Origin of the sequence: Pseudomonas sp. LS_2 (genome assembly GCF_042709235.1) — a bacterium.
In the GTDB taxonomy this organism is placed as follows: domain Bacteria; phylum Pseudomonadota; class Gammaproteobacteria; order Pseudomonadales; family Pseudomonadaceae; genus Aquipseudomonas.
This window is the reverse complement of sequence record NZ_JAVAYC010000005.1, coordinates 12,667-37,475: the sequence shown is the minus strand read 5'-3', so window position 1 is coordinate 37,475 and position 24,809 is coordinate 12,667. Positions and strand designations below refer to the sequence as shown.

Sequence of the window (24,809 nt, the reverse complement as noted above, 5' to 3'; positions counted from 1 at the left end):
AGAAAGTCGCGTAGGATCGGGTTTGAGTGACGCGGGTCGGTAACGGCTTTATGCCATTAGTTCCGAAGTTTCATGAAACTATCGCAAATAGTTTTCAGCGCTTCGGAACTAAAACGGTGAAGCGGAACTCAGAGTAACTGAATGGCTGGTGAAGCCTTTCGATGCTCCTATGTTGTGTTAAGTGTTGGCAGATACCTGGGCCCCGCCCTAGCGGCCCGGACTTGGACCCCGAACTTCCCCCTCCCCATATGAAGTCCGGGGTTTTTTTTGCCCGCAATTCAGGGTGTCGCGCCCCCGGCAGGAGCGCGCGAGCCGTCAGATGACTTTGTCTTCCAGCTCCATCCAATCGGCCAGCACCCGATAGGCCTCCTCCAGCCCAAGGCGCTTGGGCGCCGAGAACAGCTGGATGGTCACGCCCTCGCCCCAACCCTTGCGAATTTCCGATTGCACCTTGAGCAAGGTGTTCTTGCCCGCGCCGTGGGTCAGTTTGTCGGCCTTGGTCAGCAGGATGTGCATCGGCATGCTGGCGGCGTTCGCCCAGTCGAGCATCATCTTGTCGAAATCGGTCATGGGGTGGCGCACGTCCATCATCAGAATCACCCCTCGCAGGCATTCGCGGCTGCCCAAGTAGGCTTCCAGGTGGCGTTGCCAGTGCTGCTTGAGCGGAATCGGGACTTTTGCATATCCGTAGCCGGGCAGGTCGACCAAACGCCGTTCATCGTCCAGACTGAAGAAATTCAACAGCTGGGTGCGACCGGGGGTCTTGGAGGTACGTGCCAGGCTGGCGTGGGTCAGGGTGTTGAGGGCACTGGACTTGCCGGCGTTGGAACGGCCGGCGAAAGCCACCTCGTAGCCCTGGTCTTCCGGGCATTGTTCGACCTTGGCGGCGCTGAGGGCGAATTTGGCTTTCTGGCAGAGGCCGAGGATGGGGTTCTTGACTTGCATGGGATATCCGATGTGGGTGTTGCCTAGTCCAGGCACCAGCGTTTCCGTTTGGAGGGCGGAAGTATATAATGCCCCAGTTTTTGTGTGCGAATTCTCCCAGCGAAGGGGAAGACGCATGGGGTGTCGAACACTAGCTCGCGCATTAGAACGCAGCGCGGCACCCAACCCTGAAAGGTCGTTCCGCAAGGCGAAATGGCTGCTTGCTGTCGGTATGTTCCTACCGTTTTTCAGCGCTCAGGCTACACAGGATCCCGAGGCGTTGTACAACCGCAGCTGTGCGGCCTGTCACGCCGGGCAACTGCCGCAGGCCCCCAGAAAGGGCGACACGGCGGCGTGGGAGCCACGGCTGGCGCAAGGTGTGGATGTATTGGTGGCGCATGTTACCCGGGGTTTCAAGGCTATGCCGCCGCGTGGATTGTGCATGGACTGCAGTACCGAGGACTACCGGTCGGTCATCCTCTGGATGAGCGGCAGTCCCGATACATAACATTTCACCCTTAGCCGTGTTGGATTAGCTGATGAACAAACTATTCGTGAGTCTGCTGTTGACCATGGGGGTTGCAGGTGCGGCCAGTGCTGCGGACCCTATCAAAGGCGATGCTGCTGCCGGCCAGGCCAAGACCGCAGTCTGTGGGGCCTGCCACAACCCTGACGGTAACAGCCTGGCGCCGAACTTCCCCAAGCTGGCCGGCCAGGGCCAGCGTTACCTCGAGAAGCAATTGCACGACATCAAGTCCGGCAAGCGCACGGTGCTCGAAATGACGGGCATGCTGGCCAACTTCAATGACCAGGACATGGCGGACATCGCTGCCTATTTCGCCAGCCAGAAAGGCAGCGTGGGTGCCGCCGACCCGAAACTGGTCGAGCGTGGCAAGGCGCTGTTCAACGGCGGTGATCTGGAAAAAGGCATGCCGGCCTGCACGGGTTGCCATTCACCGAACGGCGCGGGCCTGGCCCTGGCCGGTTTCCCCCACCTGAGTGGCCAGCACGCCCAGTACGTGAGCAAGCAGCTCACCGACTTCCGCGAAGGCAACCGCACCAACGACGGCGATGCCATGACCATGCGCACCATTGCTGGCAAGCTGAGCAACAAGGATATCGAAGCGTTGGCCAGTTATATCCAAGGCTTGCACTGAGTTAACACTCGGTTAATGCAATTGGGGTATTGATGAAAAAACGGGCAGCCCGCGCTGCCCTTTTTTTTGTCCATAGTCGTTACACTACAGAACTCAAGCCCTTCCCGTCCTGTCCCAATTCAGGTCGCGTCGTGGCGACCCATGAATGCCCAGGAGTAAAGCATGCGTAAACTGATTCTCAGCGCTGCGCTGGTCGCCGCCAGCGTATTCGGTGTGGCCACCGTACAGGCCGCGGAGCCTGTCGCCGGCAAGGAATATATCGAGCTGAGCAACCCGGTACCGGTGTCCGTGCCCGGCAAGGTCGAAGTCGTCGAGCTGTTCTGGTACGGCTGCCCGCACTGCTACCACTTCGAGCCCACTCTGAACCCGTGGGTCGACAAGCTGCCGGGCGATGTCAACTTCAAGCGAGTGCCCGCGATGTTCGGCGGCCCCTGGGATGCCCACGGCCAGATGTTCCTGACCCTCGAAGCCATGGGCGTCGAGCACAAGGTCCATGCCGCCGTCTTCGACGCCATCCAGAACCAGCGCAAGCGCCTGACCGACCCGCAAGACATGGCTGACTTCCTTGCCACCCAAGGCGTGGACAAGGACAAGTTCCTGGCCACCTTCAACTCCTTCGCCATCAAGGGCCAGGTCAACCAGGCCAAGGAACTGGCGAAGAAGTACGAGATCACCGGCGTGCCTAGCATGGTCGTGAACGGCAAGTACCGCTTCGACCTGGGCAGCGCCGGTGGGCCGGAAGGCGTGCTGAACGTTGCCGACCAGCTGATCGCCAAGGAGCGTGCCGCTAAGTAAGCGGCGAATACCATGCGCCGCATGCGACCCGCACGTGGCGTTGGCCTGCACCAGCCGCAGGTCAACGAGCATCATCTGCAGGCTCCTGGCCTGCCGGAGGATGGTCGCCTGCGGCTGCTCAGCTTCAATATTCAGGTCGGCATCAGCACCGAGCGTTACCACCATTACCTGACGCGTAGTTGGCAGCACCTGCTGCCGCACGATGGCCGGGCCAGCAACCTGAAGAAGATCGGTCAGCTGCTTGGCGACTTCGACCTGGTGGCCCTGCAAGAGGCCGATGGCGGCAGCCTGCGCTCGGGCTACATCAACCAGGTCGAGCTCCTGGCTCAGCTCGGTGCCTTCCCCTACTGGTACCAGCAGCTCAACCGCAACCTCGGGCGCTTCGCCCAGCACAGCAACGGCGTGCTCAGCCGTCTCAAGCCCCAGCACCTCGAAGACCACCCCCTGCCCGGCCCGGCTGGTCGCGGGGCGATCCTGGTGCGGTTCGGCGAAGGCGATGACGCGCTGATCGTGGTGATGATGCACCTGGCGCTCGGCGCCAAGACCCGCGCCCTGCAACTGGCCTACATCCGCGAGCTGATCGGCGGCTATCGCCACCAGATACTCATGGGTGACATGAATACCCATGCCACCGACCTGTTGGAAAACTCCCCCCTGCGCGACCTCGGCCTGATCGCGCCTCAGGTCGAAGCGACCTTCCCCAGCTGGCGCCCGCAGCGCTGCCTGGACCATATCCTGCTCAGCCCGAGCCTGACCCTGGAGCGGGTCGAGGTGCTGGCCAAGCCCATCTCCGATCATCTTCCCGTTGCCGTCGAGATCCGATTGCCGGATGCCCTGACTGTGGCTACGCTGCCGGTCTTGCGATAAGCCTGCTCAAGAGTTCGCGCTTCTCGCCGAAACCCGGTAATCACAGCCCATCAGATGCCCTCACCTGCGGATCCAGGCATGACCGACGAAGCCGAGCGCTGGAAAGAAAAATACTTAAAAAGCATCGAACAGCAGGAAAAGCTCGAGCGCCGCTGGGAGGCCCGGCTCGACCTGCTGCGCCGTGGTCTGGTGCGCAGCAGCCTGGCGGCCGAGGGTAGCGACAAGGCCGTCGACCAGTGCATGAAGGAAATGCGCGAGGTCATTCGCAGCGACAGCATGGACGCAGGCCTTGCCGGGTTGATCCCGCGCCTGGAAAAGGCCGTGCTGGAGTCCGAGCACCGTCGTGAAACCCGCATGAACCAGGTCCGCGAGGCGTTGACCGCACTGGTCAGCCAGCTACAGGGGCTGCCGTTGCCAGGTGATGTGTCGCGGCCGCTGAAGAAACTGGCGAAGAAGCTCGACGGCGGCGTCAGCCAGTCGCGCGAGCTGCCTCCACTGCTGGGTGAGCTCAGTGGCCTGCAGGGGCGTGCGCTGTCTGCCCTTCGCCAGCCCGAGGACGAAGCCCGACCTAACCTGCTGCAACGCCTGTTCGGTGGGCGCGAGGCCGAGCCACCCCAAGCCGGCCCGGCGTTGCAACCTGAGCCCGAGGTGGCGCTTGCCGAGCCACAGGCCCCGCCCCGCCAGGCGCCTGCGCCGGTAGAGCCGCCACCACCCGCGGAGCCCGTCGCACAGGTTCTGCCCAACCCTGCACGTGCCGATGTGGATGAGTTGCAGCCCTTGCCCGCTCCGCAGCCTGTCGTGCTCGAACAGCCAGCACTCGTTGGCGCGCCTGAACCTGAGCTGGTGGTGGTCTTCGAGCAGCCTGAACCGGTCGCCGAGCCCAGCGCCGACGAGGCGCCCGCTGAAACCGAGGGTGAGCCGGCCGAAGTCGACAAGCCGACAGTCGTAGCCCCCACCGTCGAAGAAGCCCTTGCCGAGCCTCTACCTGACTTGGAGGGCGAAGACGGCCCCTATGCCCTGCCCGACGCCACCGAGCCGCCCTACAGCGCAGTGGCCTTGCACATCGAGAAGACCCTGATCAGCCTGCTCGACGACCTAAGCCTGCCCGAGCGCCACAAGGCGCAGGCCCTGGAAATGCGCGAGCGGGTGGCACGCGGCTTGAACTGGTATGAGCTGATTCCGGTGCTGGATGACCTGGCCGTGCTCATGCTGGCGATCACCGACAGCGGTCAGCACGAGTTCGAGGTGTACCTGCAGCAGCTCAACGAGCGCCTCGAAACCTTCCAGAGCCACCTCCAGGAAGCCAGCGCCGGCCACGCCGACAACACCTGTGCCGCACGCGACCTGGACAGCCAACTGCGCGAACAGGTCGATGGCCTGCAAAGCAGCGTGCAAGGCGCTGACGACCTCGACGGCCTCAAGCATCTCCTGGAGAACCGTCTCGAGGGCCTGCTGGGCACCATGGACGAGCACCAGCACGAGCGCAACCGCCGCGAGCAAGAGCTGGCCGGGCGCCTGCAAGGGCTGGCCGCGCGGGTGGCGAGCATGGAGCAGGAAGCGCTCGGCTACCGTGAGCACCTCGAAGAGCAGCGGCAGAAGGCGATGATCGACCCCTTGACGGGCTTGCCCAATCGCGCGGCATGGGCGGAGCGAGTGGATCAGGAAATACTCGACTGGCAGGAAAACGGCGGTCACCTGGCGATGGCGATTCTCGACCTCGACCACTTCAAGCGCATCAACGATGGCTACGGTCATCTGGCGGGCGACAAGGTGTTGAAGATCGTTGCCGACCAGCTGCGCAAGCGCCTGCGCGGGCGCGATTTCATGGCCCGCTTCGGTGGCGAGGAGTTCGTCCTGCTGTTGCCACAGACCTCTCCCGCCGCTGCCCTGCAGGTTGCCGAGGCCTTGCGTGCGGCAGTCGAAGCCTGCCCCTTCCACTTCAAGGGCGAGCGGGTGGTCATTACCACGTCCATCGGCGTCAGCACCTTTCGTAGCGGTGAGCGTGCCGACCAGGTGCTCAAGCGCGCCGACGAAGCGCTTTACCGGGCCAAGGACCAAGGGCGCAACCGAGTGGAACCCTCTAGATAGTTACCGCACAGGCAACCTCTTCGACGACCCACACTGCGAGCCTGGCGCTGCATGCCGCAGCGCGATCAGCGATTGCAGGAGGTTGTAGATGGACAAGCCAGCAGGGTTTGCGGCGGTGTTGTTGGGCCTGGCTTTCTCGTTCGGAGCCATGGCCCAGGATTCGCTACTGACGGCGCACATTTCCGCCAAGGGTGAGGTGCTGCGGCAATCGCCCGCATGGATCGAAAAGGTCGATCGCATGGCTCAGGCTAACTACCTGACTGAATACAAACTGACGTTAAACAAGCGCATCGTGCACATGGACCCAGGTTTCTGCACGGTGTCCCCCATCGACAAGAGCACCGAAGCCGCCACCTTGCATGGCCAGGCCAAGGTTATCGGCAAGCCGTCGGCTGAGACGGCCACGGTCATCACCCAACTGGTGGACATGAACAAACCTAGCGGTGACAACTCGCTGGAGTTCCTGATCCTGTGCACTCGCTGATCATCGGACGCTAACATCACGCGGTGAGCACGTTATACTGTAGCGTCTTGACGCCTACCCTTGACGTGTTCCCCGCAATGAAAAAACTCCTCACAGCGCTGCTCCTGCTGACCCTTGCCGGATGCTCCAGTGGCCTGCGCATCGACCGCAGCCACACCTCGGCCAACCAGGACAGCCGCATCCAGTTCGTCATCCTGCACTACACCAACGCCTCGTTGGAACGCTCGCTGGCGCTGCTCACCCATGGCGAAGTCAGCAGCCATTACCTGATTGGCGATGATCGCGACGCCACGGTCTACCAGCTGGTGGACGAGAGCCGCCGCTCCTGGCATGCAGGTGAAAGCCAATGGCAAGGGCGCACGTGGCTGAACTCCAGTTCCATCGGTATCGAGATCGTCAACCCAGGCTACACCGACACGCCCGGTGGCAGGGTCTGGCATCCCTACAGCGAAGCGCAGGTACAGGCGCTGATCGCCCTGCTCAAGGGCATCGTGCAGCGCAACAATATTTCCCCGCAGCACATCATCGGCCATAGCGACATCGCCCCGCTGCGCAAGCTCGACCCCGGGCCGATGTTTCCCTGGAAACGCCTGGCCGACGCCGGCCTGGGCGTATGGCCGAACGCCAATGCGGTGGTGCGCCAGCAGGTGTTCTTCGAGGCCAACCCGCCCAGCGCCCTGTGGTACCAGCAGCAACTGGCGCGTTTTGGCTATGGCATCGAGCAGACCGGCGAGCTGGACGTGGCCACGCGGCATGTGATCGCCGCCTTCCAGATGCGCTTTCGCCCACAACGTTTCGACGGCCAGCCCGACAGCCAGACCGCCGCCATGCTGCAGGTACTCAACACCCAGCGCTGATACGTTTGCGCAGGGCTTGCCAGCCGCCGCCCAACGGCCAGGCTGAGACTGCATCCAGTTGCTATACCTTTGGTATTCAACTGGATGCCGCGCATGCCTCCCTTCATCGCCACAGTGCGCCAAATATTCTATCGCCCCTGGATGCTGGCCTCGTTAGTGGCCCTGGCCAGCGCGGCCTTGTTGCTGGCCGGCAGCTTCGGCGTGACCCTGCAGCAGATGAAGCAAAGCGAAAGTGCGCAGATGAACGCCCGTGGCGAGCGTTTTCTGGAGCGTCTGGAGCAGGTGTTCGGCCAGTTGCGCGAGGGCGTCGACCAGTTGCAGGCGCAGCCGCTGCGAGGCTGCGACCCGGCGATGCTGGCGGCCTTGCAACAGGTCAGCCTGAGCTACCGCTTCGTCTACGAGGCCATCTACGTGGAGGGTCCGATGGCCTGTTCCACCCGTGGGGGGGCTCGGCTCATGGAGCCCCTGCGGGCGCCGGACATCCAGGGCCCGACCTACAGCTACTGGCTCAACACCACGACCGAGCCGAACGAAAACCTGGCGGCGCTGATGCTCGGGCGTGGCCAGTTTTTGGTTTCCACTTCGCGCGGCCACTTGACCGACGTGGTCGACCTGCCCGTCGGCGGCAGCCTGCTGGTGGTGCTCGACCACGGCGCGCGGGCGATACCGGTGCTTGGCCCAGCGCAACCCTGGCCACCCGCGGAAGGCTGGCCGCCGCCTTCGCACAAGGCCTTGCTGGAACTCAGCGACCGCTTGGTCTATCGCATGCCGACCAAATCGCCGGACTACCAACTGGTGCTGATCGCGCCGCGTGCAAGCCTGCCGCTGCGCATGAACAGCATGCTCTGGCTGCTGTTCCCCGGCAGTGTGGTGCTTGCGTGCTGCATCGGCTGGCTGGTGTTGCAGCTGATCCTGCAACGTCGTTCGATGAGCTCGGAATTGCAGAATGCCCTGCGCCGCGGCGAATTGCAGGTGCTCTACCAGCCAATTTTCGAGCTGGACAGCCGCCGCTGCGTGGGGGCCGAGGCCCTGGTGCGCTGGCGCCGGCCCGATGGCACCCTGACCAGCCCGGAGCTGTTCATCCCGCTGGCCGAGAACACCGGGCAGATCCGCCAGATCACCGACTTCGTCCTGCAACGGGTGCTCGAGCAACTGGGCCAACTGCTGCGAGCCAATCGCCACTTGTACATCTCGGTGAACCTGGCAGCCTGCGACGTGATGGTGCCGCGTATCGGCCGGGTAGCGGCGCGCCTGCTCGCTCACCACCGGGTGGCGGCCAGCCAGATCGCCTTTGAGGTGACCGAACGCGGGCTGGTCGATGTGGTGGTCGCCCGCGACAACCTCCAGGCCCTGCGCAATGTCGGGCACCAGGTGCTGATCGATGATTTCGGCACCGGCTACTGCAGCCTGGCCTACCTGCAAACCCTGCCGGTGGATTGCCTGAAGATCGACAAGGCATTCATCGATGCCCTGGGCCACGACGCCGCCAGCAGCGGCGTCGCCCCGCACATCATCCGCATGGCCCACGACCTGCACCTGCGAGTGATCGCCGAGGGCATCGAATGTGAAGACCAGGCGGTGCTGCTCAACAGCGAAGGGGTCAACTACGGCCAGGGCTGGTTGTTCGCTCACCCGTTGAATGCCCGGCAGTTCGCCGAGTTGATTACCCGCGGACGGCGGGTCGCGTCGCGGCGTATCGATGATGAGCCATGAGTGCCTGTGCCAGCCCAGTCGCCTACACCGGCAAGGCCATGTAGAACTGGGTGCCCTGCCCCGGCCGGGAAAACACGCCCATGCGCCCGCCATGCAACTGCACGATCTCCTTGCACAGCGCCAACCCTAGCCCCGCCCCACCTTTCTTGCGCCCCACCTGCACGAACGGCTCGAAGATCCGCCCCTGCTGGCCATAGGCGATGCCCTCGCCATTATCCTCTACGCTGACGATCACCCGCTCGGCATGCCGCCGGGCGGACAGGCGGATACGCCCGCCGTTGGCGGTATGGCGAATGGCGTTGTGCAACAGGTTGTCCAGCACGCGGTCGAGCTGCGGCAGGTCTGCCTGGATGTGCGGCAATGGCAGTTCCAGTGTCTTCACCAGTTCGATCTGCTTCTGCCCGGCCTGCTCGGCAAAGCGCGCCTGTGCACGTTCCAGCAGCTCATCGATGGCGCATGGCGCCAGCTCGAGCTTTTGCTGGCCACTCTGGTAGCGCGAGAAATTGAGCAGGTCGTTGATCAGTTGGGTAAGGCGCTGCATCTCTTCGCCGATGGTCTCGACCAAGTCGTTCTCGCGCGCCTCGGGCGGGAACTTGACCCGCTCGCGCAGCAGGCCGAAGGCCATGTGCATGCCGGTGATGGGAGTGCGCAGCTCGTGAGAGGCGCGCAGCACGAACTCACTGCGCACGCGCTCGAAGGCGCGTTGCTCGGTAACGTCATGCAGCACCATCACCGCCCCCAGGATCGGCCCTTGCGGGTGGCTGACCGGGGTGAGGCTGTAGGTCAGCAGGCGGGTCTCGTCGTCGATGTCGATGTGCAGGTCGTCGGGCTGACGCTCCAGGCTGCCGCCACGCAACACCTGGCGCAGCTGGTGGTCCAGCTCCGGACGTTGCAGCGCTTCGGCAAGGCCTCTGCCGATGCGGCTGGAGTCCCAACCCAACTGGCGCTGGGCCACGGGGTTGAGGTGCTCCAGGTGGCCCTGGCGGTCGATGATCAGCAGGCCGTCGTCAATGCTGTCGAGCACCGCCTGCAAGCGTTGCTGGCCAGCCAGCAGCTCGTCGACGTTGGTGGCCTGGTGCTTGCGGAGGGCGTCGGCCATCAAGCCAAAGCGCCGGGTCAGCTGGTTCAGCTCGTTGGCCTGGGTCACTGGCAAGGTGACGTCGAAATTGCCCTTGCCTAGCTCGTCGGCGGCCTTGGCCAGGGCCTCGATGGGCTGGCCAAGGCGCCGGGAAATGTTGTGCGCGCTGATGAAGCCCAGCACCAGCACCGCCAGGCCCATGACGCCCAGCGCGCCACTGACCAGCAGGGCACGGTCACGGGAGTCTTCCTCGCTTTGCAGGATGTGTTGCAGGGCCACCCTGTGCGAGTCGATCAAGTCATTGCGCACTTGGTTGAAGGCCATGCCCAGAGGGTCTTCCGGCCCCATGTCGCGGGCGGGCACCGGGCTTTCCCGATAGGCCTTGAGGAAATTCTGGTAGTTCGCGTTGGCCTTGCTGAAGCCACCGCGTTCGTCATCTTGCTCAAGGCCTTGCTGAAGCAGGGTCTGGAAAGTGTCCTGCAGCGACGCGGTCTGCCGCGCATCGGCTTCCTCGTCGAGCAGCAGTTTCAGTTGCTCGCCCAGGTTTTGCCTGAGCTTGAGGCCCACCTCCAGGCTGTGAGTGGTGTCGCGCACCAGCCGTTGCTGCATCGAGGCCATCTGCAGGACGCTGGACAGCCCCAGCAGCAGCCCCAGCAGCGCCACGGTGACCAGCGCCGAAATGCTGAAGAACAACCGTGTGCGCAGCTTCATCGGCCACCTCACAGGTTGTATTGCTTGCGCTTGCGATACAGGGTGGAGGCGTCGATCCCGAGGGTCTTGGCGGCCTGGTCGAGGGTGTCGCTGGCGGCCAGCACCGCGCCGATGTGAGCGCGTTCCAGTTCATCCAGGCTCAAGGCGGCACCCACCCGTGGAGCGTTGCCGGCGGCAGGTTGCTCGCCCATGCCCAGGTGGCTGATTTCCACGCGCTCCTGCGGACAGATGATGCTGGCCCGCTCGACCACGTTGCGCAGTTCGCGGATGTTTCCCGGCCAGCGGTAGTTGAGCAAGGCTGCGCGGGCTTCGTCACTGAACGCTCGGGCCGGGCGGGAGTATTCCTTGACGAAGCGGGCCAGGAAGCGGTCGGCCAGGGTCAGCACGTCCTCGCTGCGCTCGCGCAGGGGCGGCAGGTGCAGGGTGATGACGTTGAGGCGGTACAGCAGGTCCTCTCGGAAGCGGCCCTCGCGCACCATTTCCTCGAGGTTGAGGTTGGTGGCCGCAAGGATGCGCACATCGGCGCGCCGGGTAACCGGGTCGCCCACCCGCTCGTATTCCTTGTCCTGGATGAAGCGCAGCAACTTAGGTTGCAACGTCAAAGGAAAATCGCCGATCTCGTCGAGAAAAAGCGTGCCGCCGTCGGCTTGGCTGACCCGCCCCAAGGTACTTTCGCTGGCCCCGGTAAAGGCGCCGCGGGTGTGGCCGAACAGCTCGCTTTCCATCAGTTCGGCGTTCAGCGAAGGGCAGTTGATGGTCACACAGGCCTTGCGCGCGCGCTTGCTCCAGCCATGGATGGCGCGGGCCAGTTCGCCTTTACCCGTACCCGACTCGCCGAGGATGAGGATGTTGGCATCGGTGGTAGCCACCTGCCGGGCGGTTTCCAGTACCGCCATCATGGCCGGGCTGTGGGAATCCAGGCCGTCCTTTGGCTTGCGCACTTCACCTTCCAGCGCTTCCAGGCGTGCCGACAACTGGCGCACTTCCAGTTGCTTGGCGGTGGCCAGGCGCAGTTGGTCGGGGCTGCACGGCTTCACCAGGTAGTCTGCGGCCCCGGCCTGGATGGCGTCGACGGCGGTGTCGATGGCCGAGTGGGCGGTGACGATCACCACGCGCATCCACGGCGCCTGGATGCGCATCTGCGCCAGTACGTCCAGGCCGTTGTCCTCGCCCAGGCGCAGGTCGAGGAAACACAGGTCGAACACTTGGCGCTGCAACAGTGTCTCAGCCTGGCTGGCGCTGTTGGCAGTGGCGACGCTATAGCCCTCGTCTTCGAGGCAGTAACGGAAGGTGCGCAGGATGGCGGACTCGTCGTCCACCAGCAAAATGCGGCCTTGCTTGTCCTGGGCTGAATCCATGTTTCCTGCGCTCCGTTGGGATTGATCTCAGTTAGTGTCGGAAAAATCGGGCAAGTTGCATGGTCGATTCTGAAGGATTCCGTCCTGTGCATGCTAGTCGCTGCGCCAGTCCTTTGCTAACAAGTTGAATTTGAACGAATTGTTGAGGTTCCCCGGCGACTGGCACGGGGGTTGCGACGATTCCTGGTTCTGACATGAAAGGAGAAGTGCCATGCCTTCCATCCCCAAGGCCGCCATGCTGGCCGCCGGCCTGCTCGCCGTGATGAGCCCTGCCTTTGCCGAGCCGGTGCAGGACGCCCGCCTGGAAGGCGCCTTGCAAACGGCCCTGTCGCTGAACAAGGTGCTCAACCCGTTCCGTATCAAGGTCGAGGTCGATGGCGCCCAGGCTCGCCTCAGTGGCGAGGTGGAGAATGAGGTCGAGCGCCAGCTGGCCGAACGGGTGGCGCTGGCCACGCGGGGCATCGAGCAGGTCGACAACCGGTTGCAGGTGAATGCCGATCTGGTGGACCGCCCTCTGGAACTGCGCGCCTACGCCCAGCGCCTGGAGGACGCGACCCTGACGGCCATCGTGCGGGCGCGGCTGTTGTGGAGCCGCGTTACCGAGGCCTCGCCCATCGAGGTGGAAAGCCGCGAGGGTGTGGTGACCTTGCGTGGCCGCGTCGACCGTATCGAGGCCAAGGAACTGGCCGGCGTGCTGGCCGCTGGCACCGAAGGCGTTCACTTGGTCAACAACCTGATCGGCCTGGATTCCGCAGCCTTGGCCAAGGCCCGCGAAACCCCACTGGACGCGCCCAGCGGCAAGCAGCCCAGCGACGCCTGGGTCATCGACAAGATCCAGGCCAGCTACCGCTATAGCCGCCACCTGGATGGCCTGAACATCAAGGTCGCCAGCGAAGAAGGCCTGGTACGTCTATCTGGCGAGGTAGTTAGCCAGGAGCAGAAAACCATCGCCCAAGACATCGCCCGGCAGATCGTCGGGGTACGTGGGGTGGACGCCGACTTGCTGCGGGTGGCCACCAAAGTCGAGGGCTGAGTCGTGCAAAACGCACGAGGTGTCAGCGGGCATCGTGCAGGATACGTCCCGGCCACTTATTTCCTATGTTTATAAACTATTGATTTATAAGGGTTATTTTAATTTTCAAAGGCTGGCATGCAGGCTGCAATGAACTCCTCAAGTTTGGAAAACAAATACAGCAGGAGGAGTCGGCATGAACCGCCCATCCGTCAACCGCTCGCAGATCGCCGCACTGCCCATTCGCCAGTTTCTTTTCCTGGGCATGGCGCTGCTGCTGACCCTGGCCGCTGGCCAGGCGTACTACAGCTGGCAGACCGCTCGCCTGGCCGACCAGGTCGCGGCGCAGACTGCACTGTTGGCGCAGATCCAGGCGGAGCGTGCCACCACCCTGGTCAAGGCCGCGCAGCCGCAGACGCTGCCGGTGGCCCGGACCTCGCCAGCCACGGTCGAGAACGTCGTGGTCCAGGAGCGCTGGGTGTTCTAGGCCCTGCGTTGGCACCTACCTCGCTGAACGGTCACAAAAGAGAAAGGAGAATCACCATGCTGAGTTGGGCTATTACCTTCCTGATTATCGCCATTGTCGCCGCCGTTCTGGGCTTCGGTGGTATCGCCGGCGCCGCTACCGGTATCGCGAAGATCCTCTTCATTGTCTTCCTGGTGCTGTTCGTGGCTTCTTTCTTCTTCGGACGCGGTAGGGGTTGAAGATGACCCGGATGCTACACAAAGCCTTGGCCGCTGCCCTGATGCTGGGCAGTGGCGTGGCGGCGATGGCGGCCAATGACGGCCAGGTGCGCGTCAACCAGCTGTTGGGTACCGACCCCGAGTACCGGGAAACCTGGCAGTCCACGGTCAAGGGCGAGGAGCGTCTGCCCGAGTGGGTGCTCAACCTCAGCGGCAGTGCGCCGCAGCAGATGTCTGCGGTGACCGAGGATGGCGACAAGTACCTGGTCGGCCCGCTTTGCGAAGCGGAAGACAAGTGCACCTACAAGCGCTTGGTGGTTGCCTTCAGCTGGGACAAGGACGAAGCCTACGGGATGCTCGTGGAAGTGCCCGAAGGCCTGCCCGCCGACAAGTCGCCCACCCGCCATGCCGATTACCGATGGCTGGGCAAGCCGGACGACGGCATGAAGGCCTTGTTGCAAGAGCAACTCAAGCGTGACCCGAATTGGTACTGAACCGGTTTATACCGTCGGTATCACGTTGTAACGCTTTGGAAGCTGAACCTTTCCATCGTTCACGCTTCTATGCTGCGTAACCCCGAGAAAGGGCGGCGCATGACCAGGGAGCCGGGCTGTTCTGGTTGTTACAGGACCGGAGCGGCCTAGGGGTACAGGGAGTGCCTCCGCAAGGGCTGGGTCAGGAAAGATGGCATCGGAAGTTTCAGGCCAGTCGCGGCATGACAGCCGCAGGAGGCTGGCCTGGCTTCCGAAGCGTCTAGGCAAAGCAGCTATATATATGAAAGCACCCGTCTCGTTTCCCCCGCGGCGTCGTAAGACACATTTTGACGCAACCGTACATCGAAATTTTTTCCCCTTCTGCAGCGTCAGCTGAAGACGTCATTTCTGCCATTCGGATTGTCGAACGCGCCAACCAACCCGCGAACGAATACAGTCTTTTCTGCCGAAAACTGGCGGTTTGGTCATGTTCGGGAATCCGAACATGGAAAAACAAGGCCCGCTTTCCGGTGACAAACAGGCGCTTTAGCTATGCCGATTGTGCATGGGCTAGTCGTTTACGGCATTAGACTCCCCCCCTCCCCATCGCAATAGTTGCGGCCTTTTTTCGCTGGCTGAGCGCTCTTTCGCTCGCCTGCGGTGACCGTCGCCAGGGTCGCCAAACGCAAGCCAACATGCTCACAGTGACGTTACCAACGGCTCTGGCAAGCGGCTTTCAGGCTGATCCACCCAAGACCACTAAAACAAAGGTAACGACATGAAGAAGGCAAAACTGAGCCTCGCCTGGCAGATCGTCATCGGTCTGGTACTGGGCGTTGCAGTCGGCGCGCTGCTGAATCATTTCAGTGCAGAAAAGGCATGGTGGATCAGCAACGTCCTCCAGCCCGCCGGCGACATCTTCATTCGCCTGATCAAGATGATCGTCGTCCCGATCGTGATTTCCTCGCTGATCGTGGGTATCGCCGGGGTTGGCGATGCGAAGAAGCTCGGCAGCATCGGTGTGAAGACGATCGTCTACTTCGAGGTGGTGACCACCATCGCCATCATCGTCGGCCTGGTGTTCGCCAACGTCTTCCACCCGGGCGCCGGCATCGACATGAGCACCTTGGGCACCGTCGACATCTCCAAGTACCAGGCCACCGCGGCCGAAGTGCAGCATGAGCATGCGTTCATCGAAACCCTGCTCAACCTGATTCCGTCGAACATCTTCGCGGCGCTGATGCGCGGCGAGATGCTGCCGATCATCTTCTTCTCGGTAATGTTCGGCCTGGGCCTGTCGAGCCTCAACGCCGAGCTGCGCGACCCGCTGGTGCGCACCTTCCAGGGCGTGTCGGAGACCATGTTCAAGGTCACCCACATGATCATGGCCTACGCCCCGATCGGCGTATTCGCTCTGATCGCCGCCACCGTCGCCAACTTCGGCTTCGCATCCCTGCTGCCGCTGGCCAAGCTGGTGCTGGTGGTGTACTTCGCCATCGCCTTCTTCGCCTTCATGGTGCTGGGCCTGGTAGCGCGCGTGTTTGGCTTCTCGATCATCAAGATCATGCGCATCATGAAAGACGAGTTGATCCTCGCCTATTCCACCTCCAGCTCCGAAACCGTGCTGCCGCGCGTGATCGAGAAGATGGAGAAGTACGGCGCGCCGAAGTCCATCTGCTCGTTCGTGGTGCCGACCGGCTACTCGTTCAACCTCGACGGCTCGACCCTGTACCAGAGCATCGCGGCGATCTTCATCGCCCAGCTGTACGGCATCGACCTGTCGCTGAGCCAGCAGCTGCTGCTGGTGCTGACCCTGATGGTCACCTCCAAAGGTATTGCCGGTGTGCCGGGCGTCTCGTTCGTGGTGCTGCTGGCGACCCTGGGCAGCGTAGGCATTCCACTGGAGGGCCTGGCCTTCATCGCCGGTGTCGACCGCATCATGGACATGGCCCGTACCGCACTGAACGTGGTGGGCAACGCCCTGGCCGCCGTGGTCATCGCCAAGTGGCAGGGCATGTACGACAGCGCCAAGGGCGAGGCGTACTACAACGAGCTGGTGCTGGCCAAGGGCAAGCCACAGGCCGTTGTGGTTGGCGAGGCTGCCAAGCAGTAAGGTTGTTGTGCTGAACCGAAAAGCCCCGACGCGTCGGGGCTTTTTGTTGTCTGAGCGGATGCTGTCGCGGGGTGTGCAGTTTCCGCGGGCAGCGCTGTACCTGCAGGAGCGGGCTCGCCCGCGCGCACCGGCAGAGCCGGTGCCATACACCGCAGGGCCTTTCCCGCCGGCCAGCCCGCGGCTACAGGTTCCTGTGCGCGGTCTTGGGATGCGCTATCATCCGGGGCATTTTTCACGGGGATTACACGGATGCTGAACGGCCTGTGGCTTGGCTTTTTCCTGATAGCAGCCATCTCCGCCTTCGGCCAATGGCTGGTGGGCGGAAACGCTGGCATCTTCGCCGCAATGGTCGAAAGCATCTTCGCCATGGCCAAGTTGTCGGTGGAGGTCATGGTGTTGCTGTTCGGCACCCTCACCCTGTGGTTGGGCTTCCTGAAGATCGCCGAGCAGGCGGGCATCGTCGAATGGCTGGCCAAGGTGCTGGGCCCGCTGTTCGCCCGGCTGATGCCGGAAGTGCCGCGGGGTCACCCAGCGCTGGGCCTGATCACCATGAACTTCGCCGCCAATGGCCTGGGGTTGGACAACGCCGCCACGCCCATCGGCCTGAAGGCCATGCGTGCCTTGCAGACGCTCAACCCCAGCAGCACCACTGCGAGCAATGCGCAGATCCTCTTCCTGGTGCTCAACGCCTCGTCGCTGACCCTGCTGCCGGTCACTGTGTTCATGTACCGCGCCCAGCAAGGCGCCCCCGACCCGACGCTGGTGTTCCTGCCGATCCTGCTGGCCACCAGCGCCTCGACCCTGGTCGGCCTGCTGTCGGTGGCGGTGATGCAGCGCCTGCGCCTGTGGGACCCGGTGGTGCTCGCCTATCTGATTCCCGGCGCGTTGCTGCTGGGCGGCTTCATGGCCTTTCTCGGCACCTTGTCGGCGGCAGCGCTGGCGAGCCTGTCGTCGATCCTTGGCAACCTCTCCCTGTTCGGCGTGATCATCCTGTTCCTGGTGATTGGTGCGCTGCGCAAGGTAAAGGTGTACGAAGCCTTCGTCGAAGGTGCCAAGGAGGGCTTCGACGTGGCCAAGGGTCTTTTGCCCTACCTGGTGGCGATGCTCTGTGCAGTGGGTGTGCTGCGTGCCTCGGGGGCGCTGGAGCTGGCGCTGGATGGCATTCGCCACGGTGTCGAATGGCTAGGCATGGACACCCGTTTCGTCGACGGCCTGCCCACGGCGCTGGTCAAGCCATTCTCCGGCAGCGCAGCGCGGGCCATGCTCATCGAAACCATGCAGACCCATGGCGTGGACAGCTTCGCGGCCCTGGTGGCGGCGACCATCCAGGGCAGTACCGAAACCACCTTCTACGTGCTGGCAGTGTATTTCGGCGCGGTCGGTATCCAGCGTGTGCGCCACGCCGTCGGCTGTGCCTTGCTGGCGGAGCTGGCCGGGGTGGTCGCAGCGATCGGCGTCAGCTACTGGTTCTTTGCCTGAGCCACGCGCCAGCCGGGGCAGAGGGGTTGGGCGGTTGGTTGAAAATGAGCTGCCTGTAGGCTTTCGGGGCTGCAAGGCAGCCCCTTTTCACTCAACCGGCAGGCACATCGTCCACCACTTCGAAGCGCAACACGCCAATCACTTGGCCATCTTCTGTCAGCACCCGCACCTGCCACTTGCCTACCGGGTTGGCCGGGAAGTTCTGCTTGTGGGTCCAGGCCCGGTAGCCTTCCTTGCGTCCGCCGTGGATGTCCAGGGCAATGCGGTCGACCTCTTTGCCGTTGTGTTGCCACACATGGTAGATGCGCTCGTTCAGGCCGCGTGGGGCATTGATCGCGGTGTAGGCATACAGGCCGCTGCTGCGGATGCGGCTGGCAGCGATTTCGTCCAGCGACTCGCCGGGCTGGCGGTTGATCACCTCGGTGCTCACCGCCACTTCGGTCATCCAAAGCGTGGCCGGCGGCACCCAGGAACGCAGCAGCCAGCCACCACCGCCTACCGCCAGGGTCATCAGTACCAGGGCCACGCCCCGACGCCAGGTAGTGACCGGGAAGCTGCTGGCAAGGCTGGGGAACGACAGCACCATGGCTGCGATCAGTGCCAGCTTGAAGCTCTGCGCGGTGGTCAGGTGGAGAATGACCGGCAACGCCGTGAGCAGCGCAGCGAACAGCGTCAGGGTGTGCATCGCCAGGAACAGCCAGCGCCGCGGGGCCAGCCATTTGTAGTACAGCGGATCGACGATGGAGACCAGTCCGGCGGCCGCGAGCAGGCCGGTGAACACCAGCTGGCCGCTGTTCCAAGTGGTGGTGATGAAGAAGAACGGCAGGACGAAGAACAGGCTTTCCTGATGGATCATCTGCGTCGCGTAGCGCAGCAGCGGCTGGGGAATCTCGCGCTTGAAGGTGCGGGTGAACAGGCCGGTGAGGGCGTTCTCGAACATCAGCCACACCCAGCTCACCAGCATCAGGATGGCGATCCAGCTGGCCAGGCCGGCTTGGCGGTCGACCAGGATGAAACTGCCGATACCGGAGAGGAAACCGAAGAGGGCAATGACGCCGGGGTAGCGCTTGAGCAGCTCGATGACGCGTTGGACGATGATGGGGATCGGGGGCATGGGATACGACAGCGAGAGGTGGGGTGACTGTACCGGACTCTTCGCGGGTAAACCCGCTCCCACAGGTATTGCGCTGTGGGAGCGGGTTTACCCGCGAAGAGGCCGGTACAGGATACCGCCGAATCAGCTCTCGCGTGTAGCGCCACTGGGGCGATCGGCATGTTTGCGCCGCCGCCGGATCAACCCTGCAGCGAGCACCAGCCCGAGTACCACGGCCACCAGTCCATAAAGTTCGTCATAACCCAGCAGCGGCTTCTCGATACGCAGGTAGCCAGGGCTCTTGAGCAACTGGCGCAACGCATCGTTGGCCTGCTTGAGGCTGACCTGGCGCAGCTTGCGGATCGGGTCGTTGAACACCCCATCCCGGTAGTCGTTGAGCGCACCCCAGTAATAGTCGGCCAGCGCGCTGTTGCCTTGGGTGGTCCAGCTTTCGCGGGCGATGGCGGCTTCCTTCAGCCGAGCGAAGGTGTCCGGGTCCAGCCCGTTTTTCTTCAGCTGCTCGAAAAGCTGCTGCAGCACGTTCACCGCTTCGTCGACGTCCTGGCGCTCCAGGTCGGCATTGAGGCTGAGCATGCCGCTGTCGCCAAAGCTCTCGCGTGCTGCCGATGGGCCATAGGACAGGCCGTTACGCAGGCGCAGCTGGTCGTACAGCGCCCAGTCGAGGTAGCGCGAGAGCAGCTCCATGGTCTGGTCGTGGCCCTCCTCCAGCATCGGCTCGATGAACAGCCAGTGCAGCTTGACGTTGTCGCCCAGCCAGCCACGGGTCAGGTCGCGGCGCTGTTCGGCCTGCTGGGTGATGGTTTCCAGGTCGCGGCGCTCGCCCGGCTCGGTGGCCGGCAGCTCGCCGTAGGTGCGCTCCAGGTAGGCCGGCAGCAGGCGGTCGAGGCCGCCGACCACGATCAGGCTCATGTTGTTGGCGGCGTAGAAGTTTTCGCGCAGGGCCTTGACCTGGGCCAGGGTCATGTCGTCGAGGTCGGAGCGTTCCGGGCATTTCAGGCCCAGTTCCACGGCCAGCTGGTCGCTGGCGCGGTTGCCGATGTCCTGACGGTCGAGCCAGCGCTGCAGGTGGCCATAATGGCCGCCGTCCTCGCGTTCGATGATGGTCTTGGCGGTGGCCAGGGCCTTGGCGTCGATGCGGGTGTCGCGGATGGCTGCCAGCAGCAGGTCGAGCACCTTGCGCTGGTTGCGCGCCGGGGCCTCGATCACGAAGGTGGTGTCGGCGCTGCTGGTAAAGGCGTTCCACTCCCCGCCCAGGGCCTGCATGCGTTCTTCCAGGCCGCCCTCGCCAGTTTCGTCGATACCGCTGAACAGCAGGTGTTCCAGCAGGTGCGGCAACTCGCGCTGGTTGCAGTCGAAGTCGTCCAGGCCCACGCCCACGACCAGGCGGATCGATACATGGTCGCGCTCGTAGCCGGACTTCATGATGACCTGCAACCCATTGGGCAGCAGGTACCCCTCGACCCGCGACCGGTCGAGGGCCAGGGAAGGGAGGCTGCAAAGCACAAGGCAAATGAACGTCAGGCAACGCATGGGCGCAGTGTCTTCAGGCTTGTGTGAAAAGGGCTTGGTCAGGGCTGGCGGACTTCGTCCGGCACGCTGTCGAGCAGCAGGCCACCGGTGTCGGAGCCGCCCAGTACCACATAGGCACTGCTGCAGAACAAAGAGTTCAACCGCTTCATGTCGGCGATCAGCTCCAAGTGTAGTGAACTGGTTTCGATACTCTGCACCACTTTACGTTGCAGGCGGCTTACATGGGCGTGCGCCAGGCGGCGTTCCTGGGCGCGGAAGCGACGTTTCTCGCGCAGCAGCAGGTGGGCGCTCTGCGGGTCGGCGCTGAGAAACACCGACAGGCCCAGGCGCAGGTTGGCCAGCAGTTGTTCTTGCAGGCCGGTCAGCTCTTCCAGGCCTACCTGGGAGAACTCGCGGCGCTGCGAGGTTTTCTGCTGCTGTACCTTGCGCAGCATGCGCTCGATCAGGTCGCTGGCCAGCTTGAGGTTGACCGCCAGCTCGATGATCTCGGCCCAGCGCCGGTTTTCCGGGCCGCTGAGGTCTTCGCGGGTCATCTGCGCCAGGTACAGCTTGATGGCGCTGTACAGCGCCTCGGCATCCTCGCCCAGCGCCCGCACCTGTTGCGGCAACGCGGTCTGGGTGCCGCGCAGGGCCCCGAGCATGGCCTCCAGCAGGCTATCAACGATATCGCCCAGGCGCAGGGTTTCGCGCGCGGCATTGGCCAGGGCCAGGCTGGGCGTGCCGAGGGCGGAGGGGTCGAGGTGGCGCGGGCGGACCTGGCCGTTGCCGTTGTCCCGCTCCGGCAGCAACGTGCTGCACAGACGACCCATGGGTTTGACCGTCGGCAGCATCACCAGGCAGCGCAGCGTGTTGTAGAGCAGGTGGAAGCCGATCACCAGCTCCTGCGGGCTGAAGCTCAACGAGTCCATCCAGTCCACCAGCGGGTGCAGCACCGGGATGATCAGCACCAGGCCGATCAACTTGTACAGCAGGCTGCCCAAGGCCACGCGGCGGCCAGCGCTGTTCTGCATGCTGGTGCTGATGAACGCCAGCAGCCCGCTGCCGATGTTGGCGCCGACCACCAGGCCGATCGCCACCGGCAGGCTGATGAGTTCGGCACCGGCCAGGGTGGCGGTGAGCAGCACGGCAGCCAGGCTCGAGTAGGAGATCATGGCGAACAGCGCGCCGACCAGGGCGTCGAGTAGGATGTCGCCGGTGAGCGAGGCGAACAGCACCTTCACGCCCTGGGCGTGGGTGATGGGCGCGGCAGCCTGCACGATCAGCTCCAGGGCCAGAATGATCAGGCCCAGGCCGATGGCCACCCGGCCCAGCTGGCCGAGGCGGGTCTGCTTGCGCGAGAGGAAGAAGATCACGCCGATGAACAGCAGCAGCGGCGACAGCCACGACAGGTCGAAGGTCAGCACCCGCGCCATCAATGCGGTACCGACATCGGCACCGAGCATGATCGCCAGGGCCGGGGTCATGGCCATCAGGCCCTGGCCGACGAACGAGGTGACCAGCATGGCGGTGGCGTTGCTGCTTTGCACCATGGCGGTGACCACGATGCCTGCGATGAACGCCAGTGGTCGGCGGTTCATGTTCTGGCCGAGCACCCGGCGCAGGTTCGAGCCATACACCCGCAGGATGCCGGTGCGCACGATGTGCGTGCCCCATACCAGCAGGGCCACGGCGGAGAGCAGGTTGAGCAAGGTCAGCATGTTCGAGGCCCCCTTTTGCCTGGCCCAGGCGGGGCCAATGGGTATCGCGGTGAGCCTGGCCCGGGGGTGGGCGGTATTTTCAGTGCTCACTGAAGCTTTAGTTGCTTTGCGCAGTTGCCGCCAGCTTGGCATGGCGGACATTTATTTGAAACATTTCTGTCATGAACAAATGGGGCCGCGGTGCGACCCTTCGCGGGTAAACCCGCTCCCACAAGGACCGCGCCGCCTCTTAAAACAGCGCAAAACCTGTGGGAGCGGGTTTACCCGCGAAGGGCTGCATCGCAGCCCCAATTACAACGAGCCTTGTGTTACTGACCCGGGATGTCCTTGCGCAGTTTCACCGGATCGTGATCCTTGCTTTCCTTGCGCGCCCGGGCGGTGCGCATGCGGATGTTGATCGCCTCCACCGCCAGCGAGAAGGCCATGGCGAAGTACACATAACCTTTCGGCACATGCACGTCGAAAGCCTCGGCGATCAGCACGGTGCCGACCACGATCAGGAACGACAGGGCGAGCATCTTCAGCGACGGGTGCTTGTCGATGAAGTCGCTGATAGTGCCGGCGCACAGCATCATCACCAGCACCGCGACGATGATCGCCGCGACCATTACCGGCACGTGGGACACCATTCCCACTGCAGTGATCACCGAGTCCAGCGAGAACACGATGTCGATAATGGCGATCTGGATGATGGTGTAGAAGAACTTGCCGCCCGCGCCCTTGGGCTGGTCGGGGTTCTCCTCCTCACCTTCCAGGCCGTGGTAGATCTCCTGCGAGCTTTTCCACAGCAGGAACAGGCCACCGAAGAACAGGATCAGGTCGCGGCCGGAAATACCCTGGCCGAAGATCACGAACAAATCGGCGGTCAGGCGCATCACCCAGGTGATCGACAGCAGCAGCATGATGCGTGTAACCATCGCCAGCGCCAGGCCGAAGATCCGCGTGCGCGGTTGCAGGTGCTTGGGCATGCGGCTGACCAGGATCGAGATCATGATGATGTTGTCGATCCCCAGCACGATCTCAAGTGCGGTGAGGGTGAAAAAGGCAACCCAGATTTCCGGGCTGGTCAGCCATTCCATGTGTATTCCTTCGAACGATAATGGCGACGCGCCCGGGCGGCGGGCGCATCGCGGTGGGATGCTGTTTTGTTACAGACTGCTGAACAGCGGGAAAATCCCCATCAGCAGCGCGGCGAACATTATGCACAGGCACACCAGCACTGCCCACTTGAGGGTGAAGCGCTGGTGGTCGCCGAACTCGATGCCTGCCAGCGCCACCAACAGATAGGTGGAGGGTACCAGCGGGCTCAGCAGGTGTACCGGCTGCCCGACGATCGACGCACGGGCCATTTCCACCGGGGTGATGCCGTAATGGGCGGCCGCTTCCGACAGCACCGGCAGCACGCCGTAGTAGAAGGCGTCGTTGGACATGAAGAAGGTGAACGGCATGCTGACGATCGCGGTAATGACCGCCAGGTACGGGCCGAGCGCGTCCGGAATCACCGCCAGCAGGCTCTTGGACATGGCCTCGACCATGCCGGTGCCCGACAGGATGCCGGTGAAGATGCCCGCAGCGAAGATCAGGCCGGTGACGGCCAATACGCTACCGGCGTGGGCCGCGACGCGGTCCTTCTGCTGTTGCAGGCACGGGTAGTTGACGATCATCGCGATGCTGAAAGCGATCATGAACAGCACCGGCAGCGGCAGTACGCCAGCGATCAGCGCCACCATCAGCACGGCGGTGAGGGCGCCGTTGAACCAGATCAGCTTCGGGCGGCGTGCTTCAGGGAACTGCGACACGCTGATTTCGCTGTGGTCGATGTCGTCGGTGGGCAGGTGCAGCTCGCCCAGGCGGGCCCGCTCGCGCTTGCCGTACATGTAGGCGATGGCGAGGATCGCCAGCACGCCGAAGGCCATGGCCGGGATCATCGGCACGAAGATGTCCGACGGGTCGACGTGCAGCGCGCTGGCCGCGCGGGCGGTCGGGCCGCCCCAGGGGGTCATGTTCATCACTCCGCCGGCCAGGATGATCAGGCCTGCCATGATCCTTGGGCTCATGCCCAGGCGGCTGTACAGCGGCAGCATGGCGGCGCAGCAGATCATGTAGGTGGTGGCGCCGTCACCGTCGAGCGATACCACCAAGGCCAGCACCGCGGTGCCGACCGAGACCTTCAGCGGGTCGCCCTTGACCAGCTTGAGGATCTGGCGCACGGCCGGGTCGAACAGGCCGGAGTCGATCATCAGGGCGAAATAGAGAATAGCGAACATCAACATCACGCCGGTGGGCGCGAGCTTGCTGATGCCTTGCAGCATCATCGGGCCGATGTCGCTGTAGAAGCCGCCGAACAGGGCGAACAGGATCGGTACCAGGATCAACGCGATCAACGCCGAGAGGCGCTTGGTCATGATCAGGTACATGAAGGAAATGACCATGGCAAAGCCAAGGAAAGTCAGCATGGCGGTACTCCAGGCGAGGCGCGACGAAAGGGCGGGCGATTCGGGCGTGTCAGCGCGTCAGGCGCTGTGCGTGGGGTAGCCGGAGGGGCACTGCAGGAAGGCGGGAACAGGAAAACATCGGTATCACCATTGTTGTTGTTGATTGGGCCGGGCGCGGAAATTTCCGGGTGCCCTGGCTGGCCGGTCTGTTGCCGGTGGTGGGGATATCCTAGGCGCAGA

Annotated in this window: 22 protein-coding genes; 14 read left to right on the top strand and 8 right to left on the bottom strand. The window is 63.5% G+C overall.

What is annotated here, in order from left to right:
• Positions 1 to 315: 315 nt before the first annotated feature.
• A complete protein-coding gene (gene yihA / locus RAC97_RS06145) occupies positions 316 to 945 on the bottom strand; it encodes a ribosome biogenesis GTP-binding protein YihA/YsxC (RefSeq protein WP_375098376.1) in 630 nt (209 codons plus the stop codon).
• Positions 946 to 1,156: 211 nt separating this feature from the next.
• Between yihA and RAC97_RS06140 the strand changes: the two genes are divergently transcribed.
• The 8 genes from RAC97_RS06140 (at position 1,157) to RAC97_RS06105 (ending at position 8,885) form a co-directional block, all read left to right on the top strand.
• A complete protein-coding gene (locus RAC97_RS06140) occupies positions 1,157 to 1,432 on the top strand; it encodes a c-type cytochrome (protein WP_375098573.1) in 276 nt (91 codons plus the stop codon).
• 31 nt (positions 1,433 to 1,463) lie between these two features.
• Positions 1,464 to 2,081 (top strand): c-type cytochrome, encoded by a 618-nt coding sequence (locus RAC97_RS06135; protein WP_375098375.1) that lies wholly within the window; start codon positions 1,464 to 1,466, stop codon positions 2,079 to 2,081.
• A 162-nt stretch (positions 2,082 to 2,243) separates the two neighbouring features.
• Positions 2,244 to 2,876 (top strand): thiol:disulfide interchange protein DsbA, encoded by a 633-nt coding sequence (gene dsbA, locus RAC97_RS06130; RefSeq protein WP_375098374.1) that lies wholly within the window; start codon positions 2,244 to 2,246, stop codon positions 2,874 to 2,876.
• 12 nt (positions 2,877 to 2,888) lie between these two features.
• Entirely contained in the window at positions 2,889 to 3,743 is an 855-nt protein-coding gene (locus RAC97_RS06125) for an endonuclease/exonuclease/phosphatase family protein (protein ID WP_375098373.1), read from the top strand.
• A gap of 78 nt (positions 3,744 to 3,821) precedes the next feature.
• A complete protein-coding gene (locus RAC97_RS06120; protein ID WP_375098372.1) occupies positions 3,822 to 5,831 on the top strand; it encodes a diguanylate cyclase in 2,010 nt (669 codons plus the stop codon).
• A gap of 88 nt (positions 5,832 to 5,919) precedes the next feature.
• Positions 5,920 to 6,315 (top strand): hypothetical protein, encoded by a 396-nt coding sequence (locus RAC97_RS06115; RefSeq protein WP_375098371.1) that lies wholly within the window; start codon positions 5,920 to 5,922, stop codon positions 6,313 to 6,315.
• Between the two features lie 77 nt (positions 6,316 to 6,392).
• Complete coding sequence (locus tag RAC97_RS06110) at positions 6,393 to 7,172, top strand: N-acetylmuramoyl-L-alanine amidase (protein WP_375098370.1); 780 nt, start codon at positions 6,393 to 6,395, stop codon at positions 7,170 to 7,172.
• 93 nt (positions 7,173 to 7,265) lie between these two features.
• Entirely contained in the window at positions 7,266 to 8,885 is a 1,620-nt protein-coding gene (locus RAC97_RS06105) for an EAL domain-containing protein (protein ID WP_375098369.1), read from the top strand.
• Between the two features lie 22 nt (positions 8,886 to 8,907).
• Here RAC97_RS06105 and RAC97_RS06100 read toward each other — a convergent pair whose 3' ends face one another.
• On the bottom strand, positions 8,908 to 10,674 hold the full coding sequence (locus RAC97_RS06100; protein ID WP_375098368.1) for a KinB sensor domain-containing domain: 1,767 nt from the start codon (positions 10,672 to 10,674) through the stop codon (positions 8,908 to 8,910).
• A gap of 8 nt (positions 10,675 to 10,682) precedes the next feature.
• Positions 10,683 to 12,032, bottom strand: a complete 1,350-nt coding sequence (algB, locus tag RAC97_RS06095; RefSeq protein ID WP_375098367.1) for a sigma-54-dependent response regulator transcription factor AlgB — start codon at positions 12,030 to 12,032, stop codon at positions 10,683 to 10,685.
• A gap of 211 nt (positions 12,033 to 12,243) precedes the next feature.
• Here algB and RAC97_RS06090 point away from each other — a divergent pair, with 211 nt between their 5' ends.
• From RAC97_RS06090 to RAC97_RS06065, 6 genes are all read left to right on the top strand, one after another.
• Entirely contained in the window at positions 12,244 to 13,065 is an 822-nt protein-coding gene (locus RAC97_RS06090) for a BON domain-containing protein (protein ID WP_375098366.1), read from the top strand.
• A gap of 175 nt (positions 13,066 to 13,240) precedes the next feature.
• Positions 13,241 to 13,531 (top strand): hypothetical protein, encoded by a 291-nt coding sequence (locus tag RAC97_RS06085; protein ID WP_375098365.1) that lies wholly within the window; start codon positions 13,241 to 13,243, stop codon positions 13,529 to 13,531.
• A 56-nt stretch (positions 13,532 to 13,587) separates the two neighbouring features.
• The gene (locus tag RAC97_RS06080) at positions 13,588 to 13,749 is read left to right on the top strand and encodes a DUF1328 domain-containing protein (protein WP_003252966.1); all 162 of its coding nucleotides are present in this window, start codon (positions 13,588 to 13,590) and stop codon (positions 13,747 to 13,749) included.
• 2 nt (positions 13,750 to 13,751) lie between these two features.
• Positions 13,752 to 14,222, top strand: a complete 471-nt coding sequence (locus RAC97_RS06075; protein ID WP_375098364.1) for an inhibitor of vertebrate lysozyme family protein — start codon at positions 13,752 to 13,754, stop codon at positions 14,220 to 14,222.
• Between the two features lie 757 nt (positions 14,223 to 14,979).
• A complete protein-coding gene (gene gltP / locus RAC97_RS06070; protein ID WP_375098363.1) occupies positions 14,980 to 16,314 on the top strand; it encodes a glutamate/aspartate:proton symporter GltP in 1,335 nt (444 codons plus the stop codon).
• A 249-nt stretch (positions 16,315 to 16,563) separates the two neighbouring features.
• Positions 16,564 to 17,793 (top strand): nucleoside recognition domain-containing protein, encoded by a 1,230-nt coding sequence (locus RAC97_RS06065; RefSeq protein ID WP_375098362.1) that lies wholly within the window; start codon positions 16,564 to 16,566, stop codon positions 17,791 to 17,793.
• A gap of 91 nt (positions 17,794 to 17,884) precedes the next feature.
• Here the strand turns inward: RAC97_RS06065 and RAC97_RS06060 are convergent, their stop codons facing one another.
• From RAC97_RS06060 to RAC97_RS06040, 5 genes are all read right to left on the bottom strand, one after another.
• Entirely contained in the window at positions 17,885 to 18,907 is a 1,023-nt protein-coding gene (locus RAC97_RS06060; RefSeq protein WP_375098361.1) for a DUF5924 family protein, read from the bottom strand.
• 123 nt (positions 18,908 to 19,030) lie between these two features.
• Positions 19,031 to 20,437 (bottom strand): M16 family metallopeptidase, encoded by a 1,407-nt coding sequence (locus RAC97_RS06055; protein WP_375098360.1) that lies wholly within the window; start codon positions 20,435 to 20,437, stop codon positions 19,031 to 19,033.
• A gap of 38 nt (positions 20,438 to 20,475) precedes the next feature.
• The gene (locus tag RAC97_RS06050) at positions 20,476 to 22,134 is read right to left on the bottom strand and encodes a Na/Pi cotransporter family protein (RefSeq protein WP_375098359.1); all 1,659 of its coding nucleotides are present in this window, start codon (positions 22,132 to 22,134) and stop codon (positions 20,476 to 20,478) included.
• A gap of 308 nt (positions 22,135 to 22,442) precedes the next feature.
• Positions 22,443 to 23,213 (bottom strand): TerC family protein, encoded by a 771-nt coding sequence (locus tag RAC97_RS06045; protein WP_375098358.1) that lies wholly within the window; start codon positions 23,211 to 23,213, stop codon positions 22,443 to 22,445.
• A 69-nt stretch (positions 23,214 to 23,282) separates the two neighbouring features.
• A complete protein-coding gene (locus RAC97_RS06040) occupies positions 23,283 to 24,590 on the bottom strand; it encodes a CitMHS family transporter (RefSeq protein ID WP_375098357.1) in 1,308 nt (435 codons plus the stop codon).
• Positions 24,591 to 24,809 lie beyond the last annotated feature (219 nt).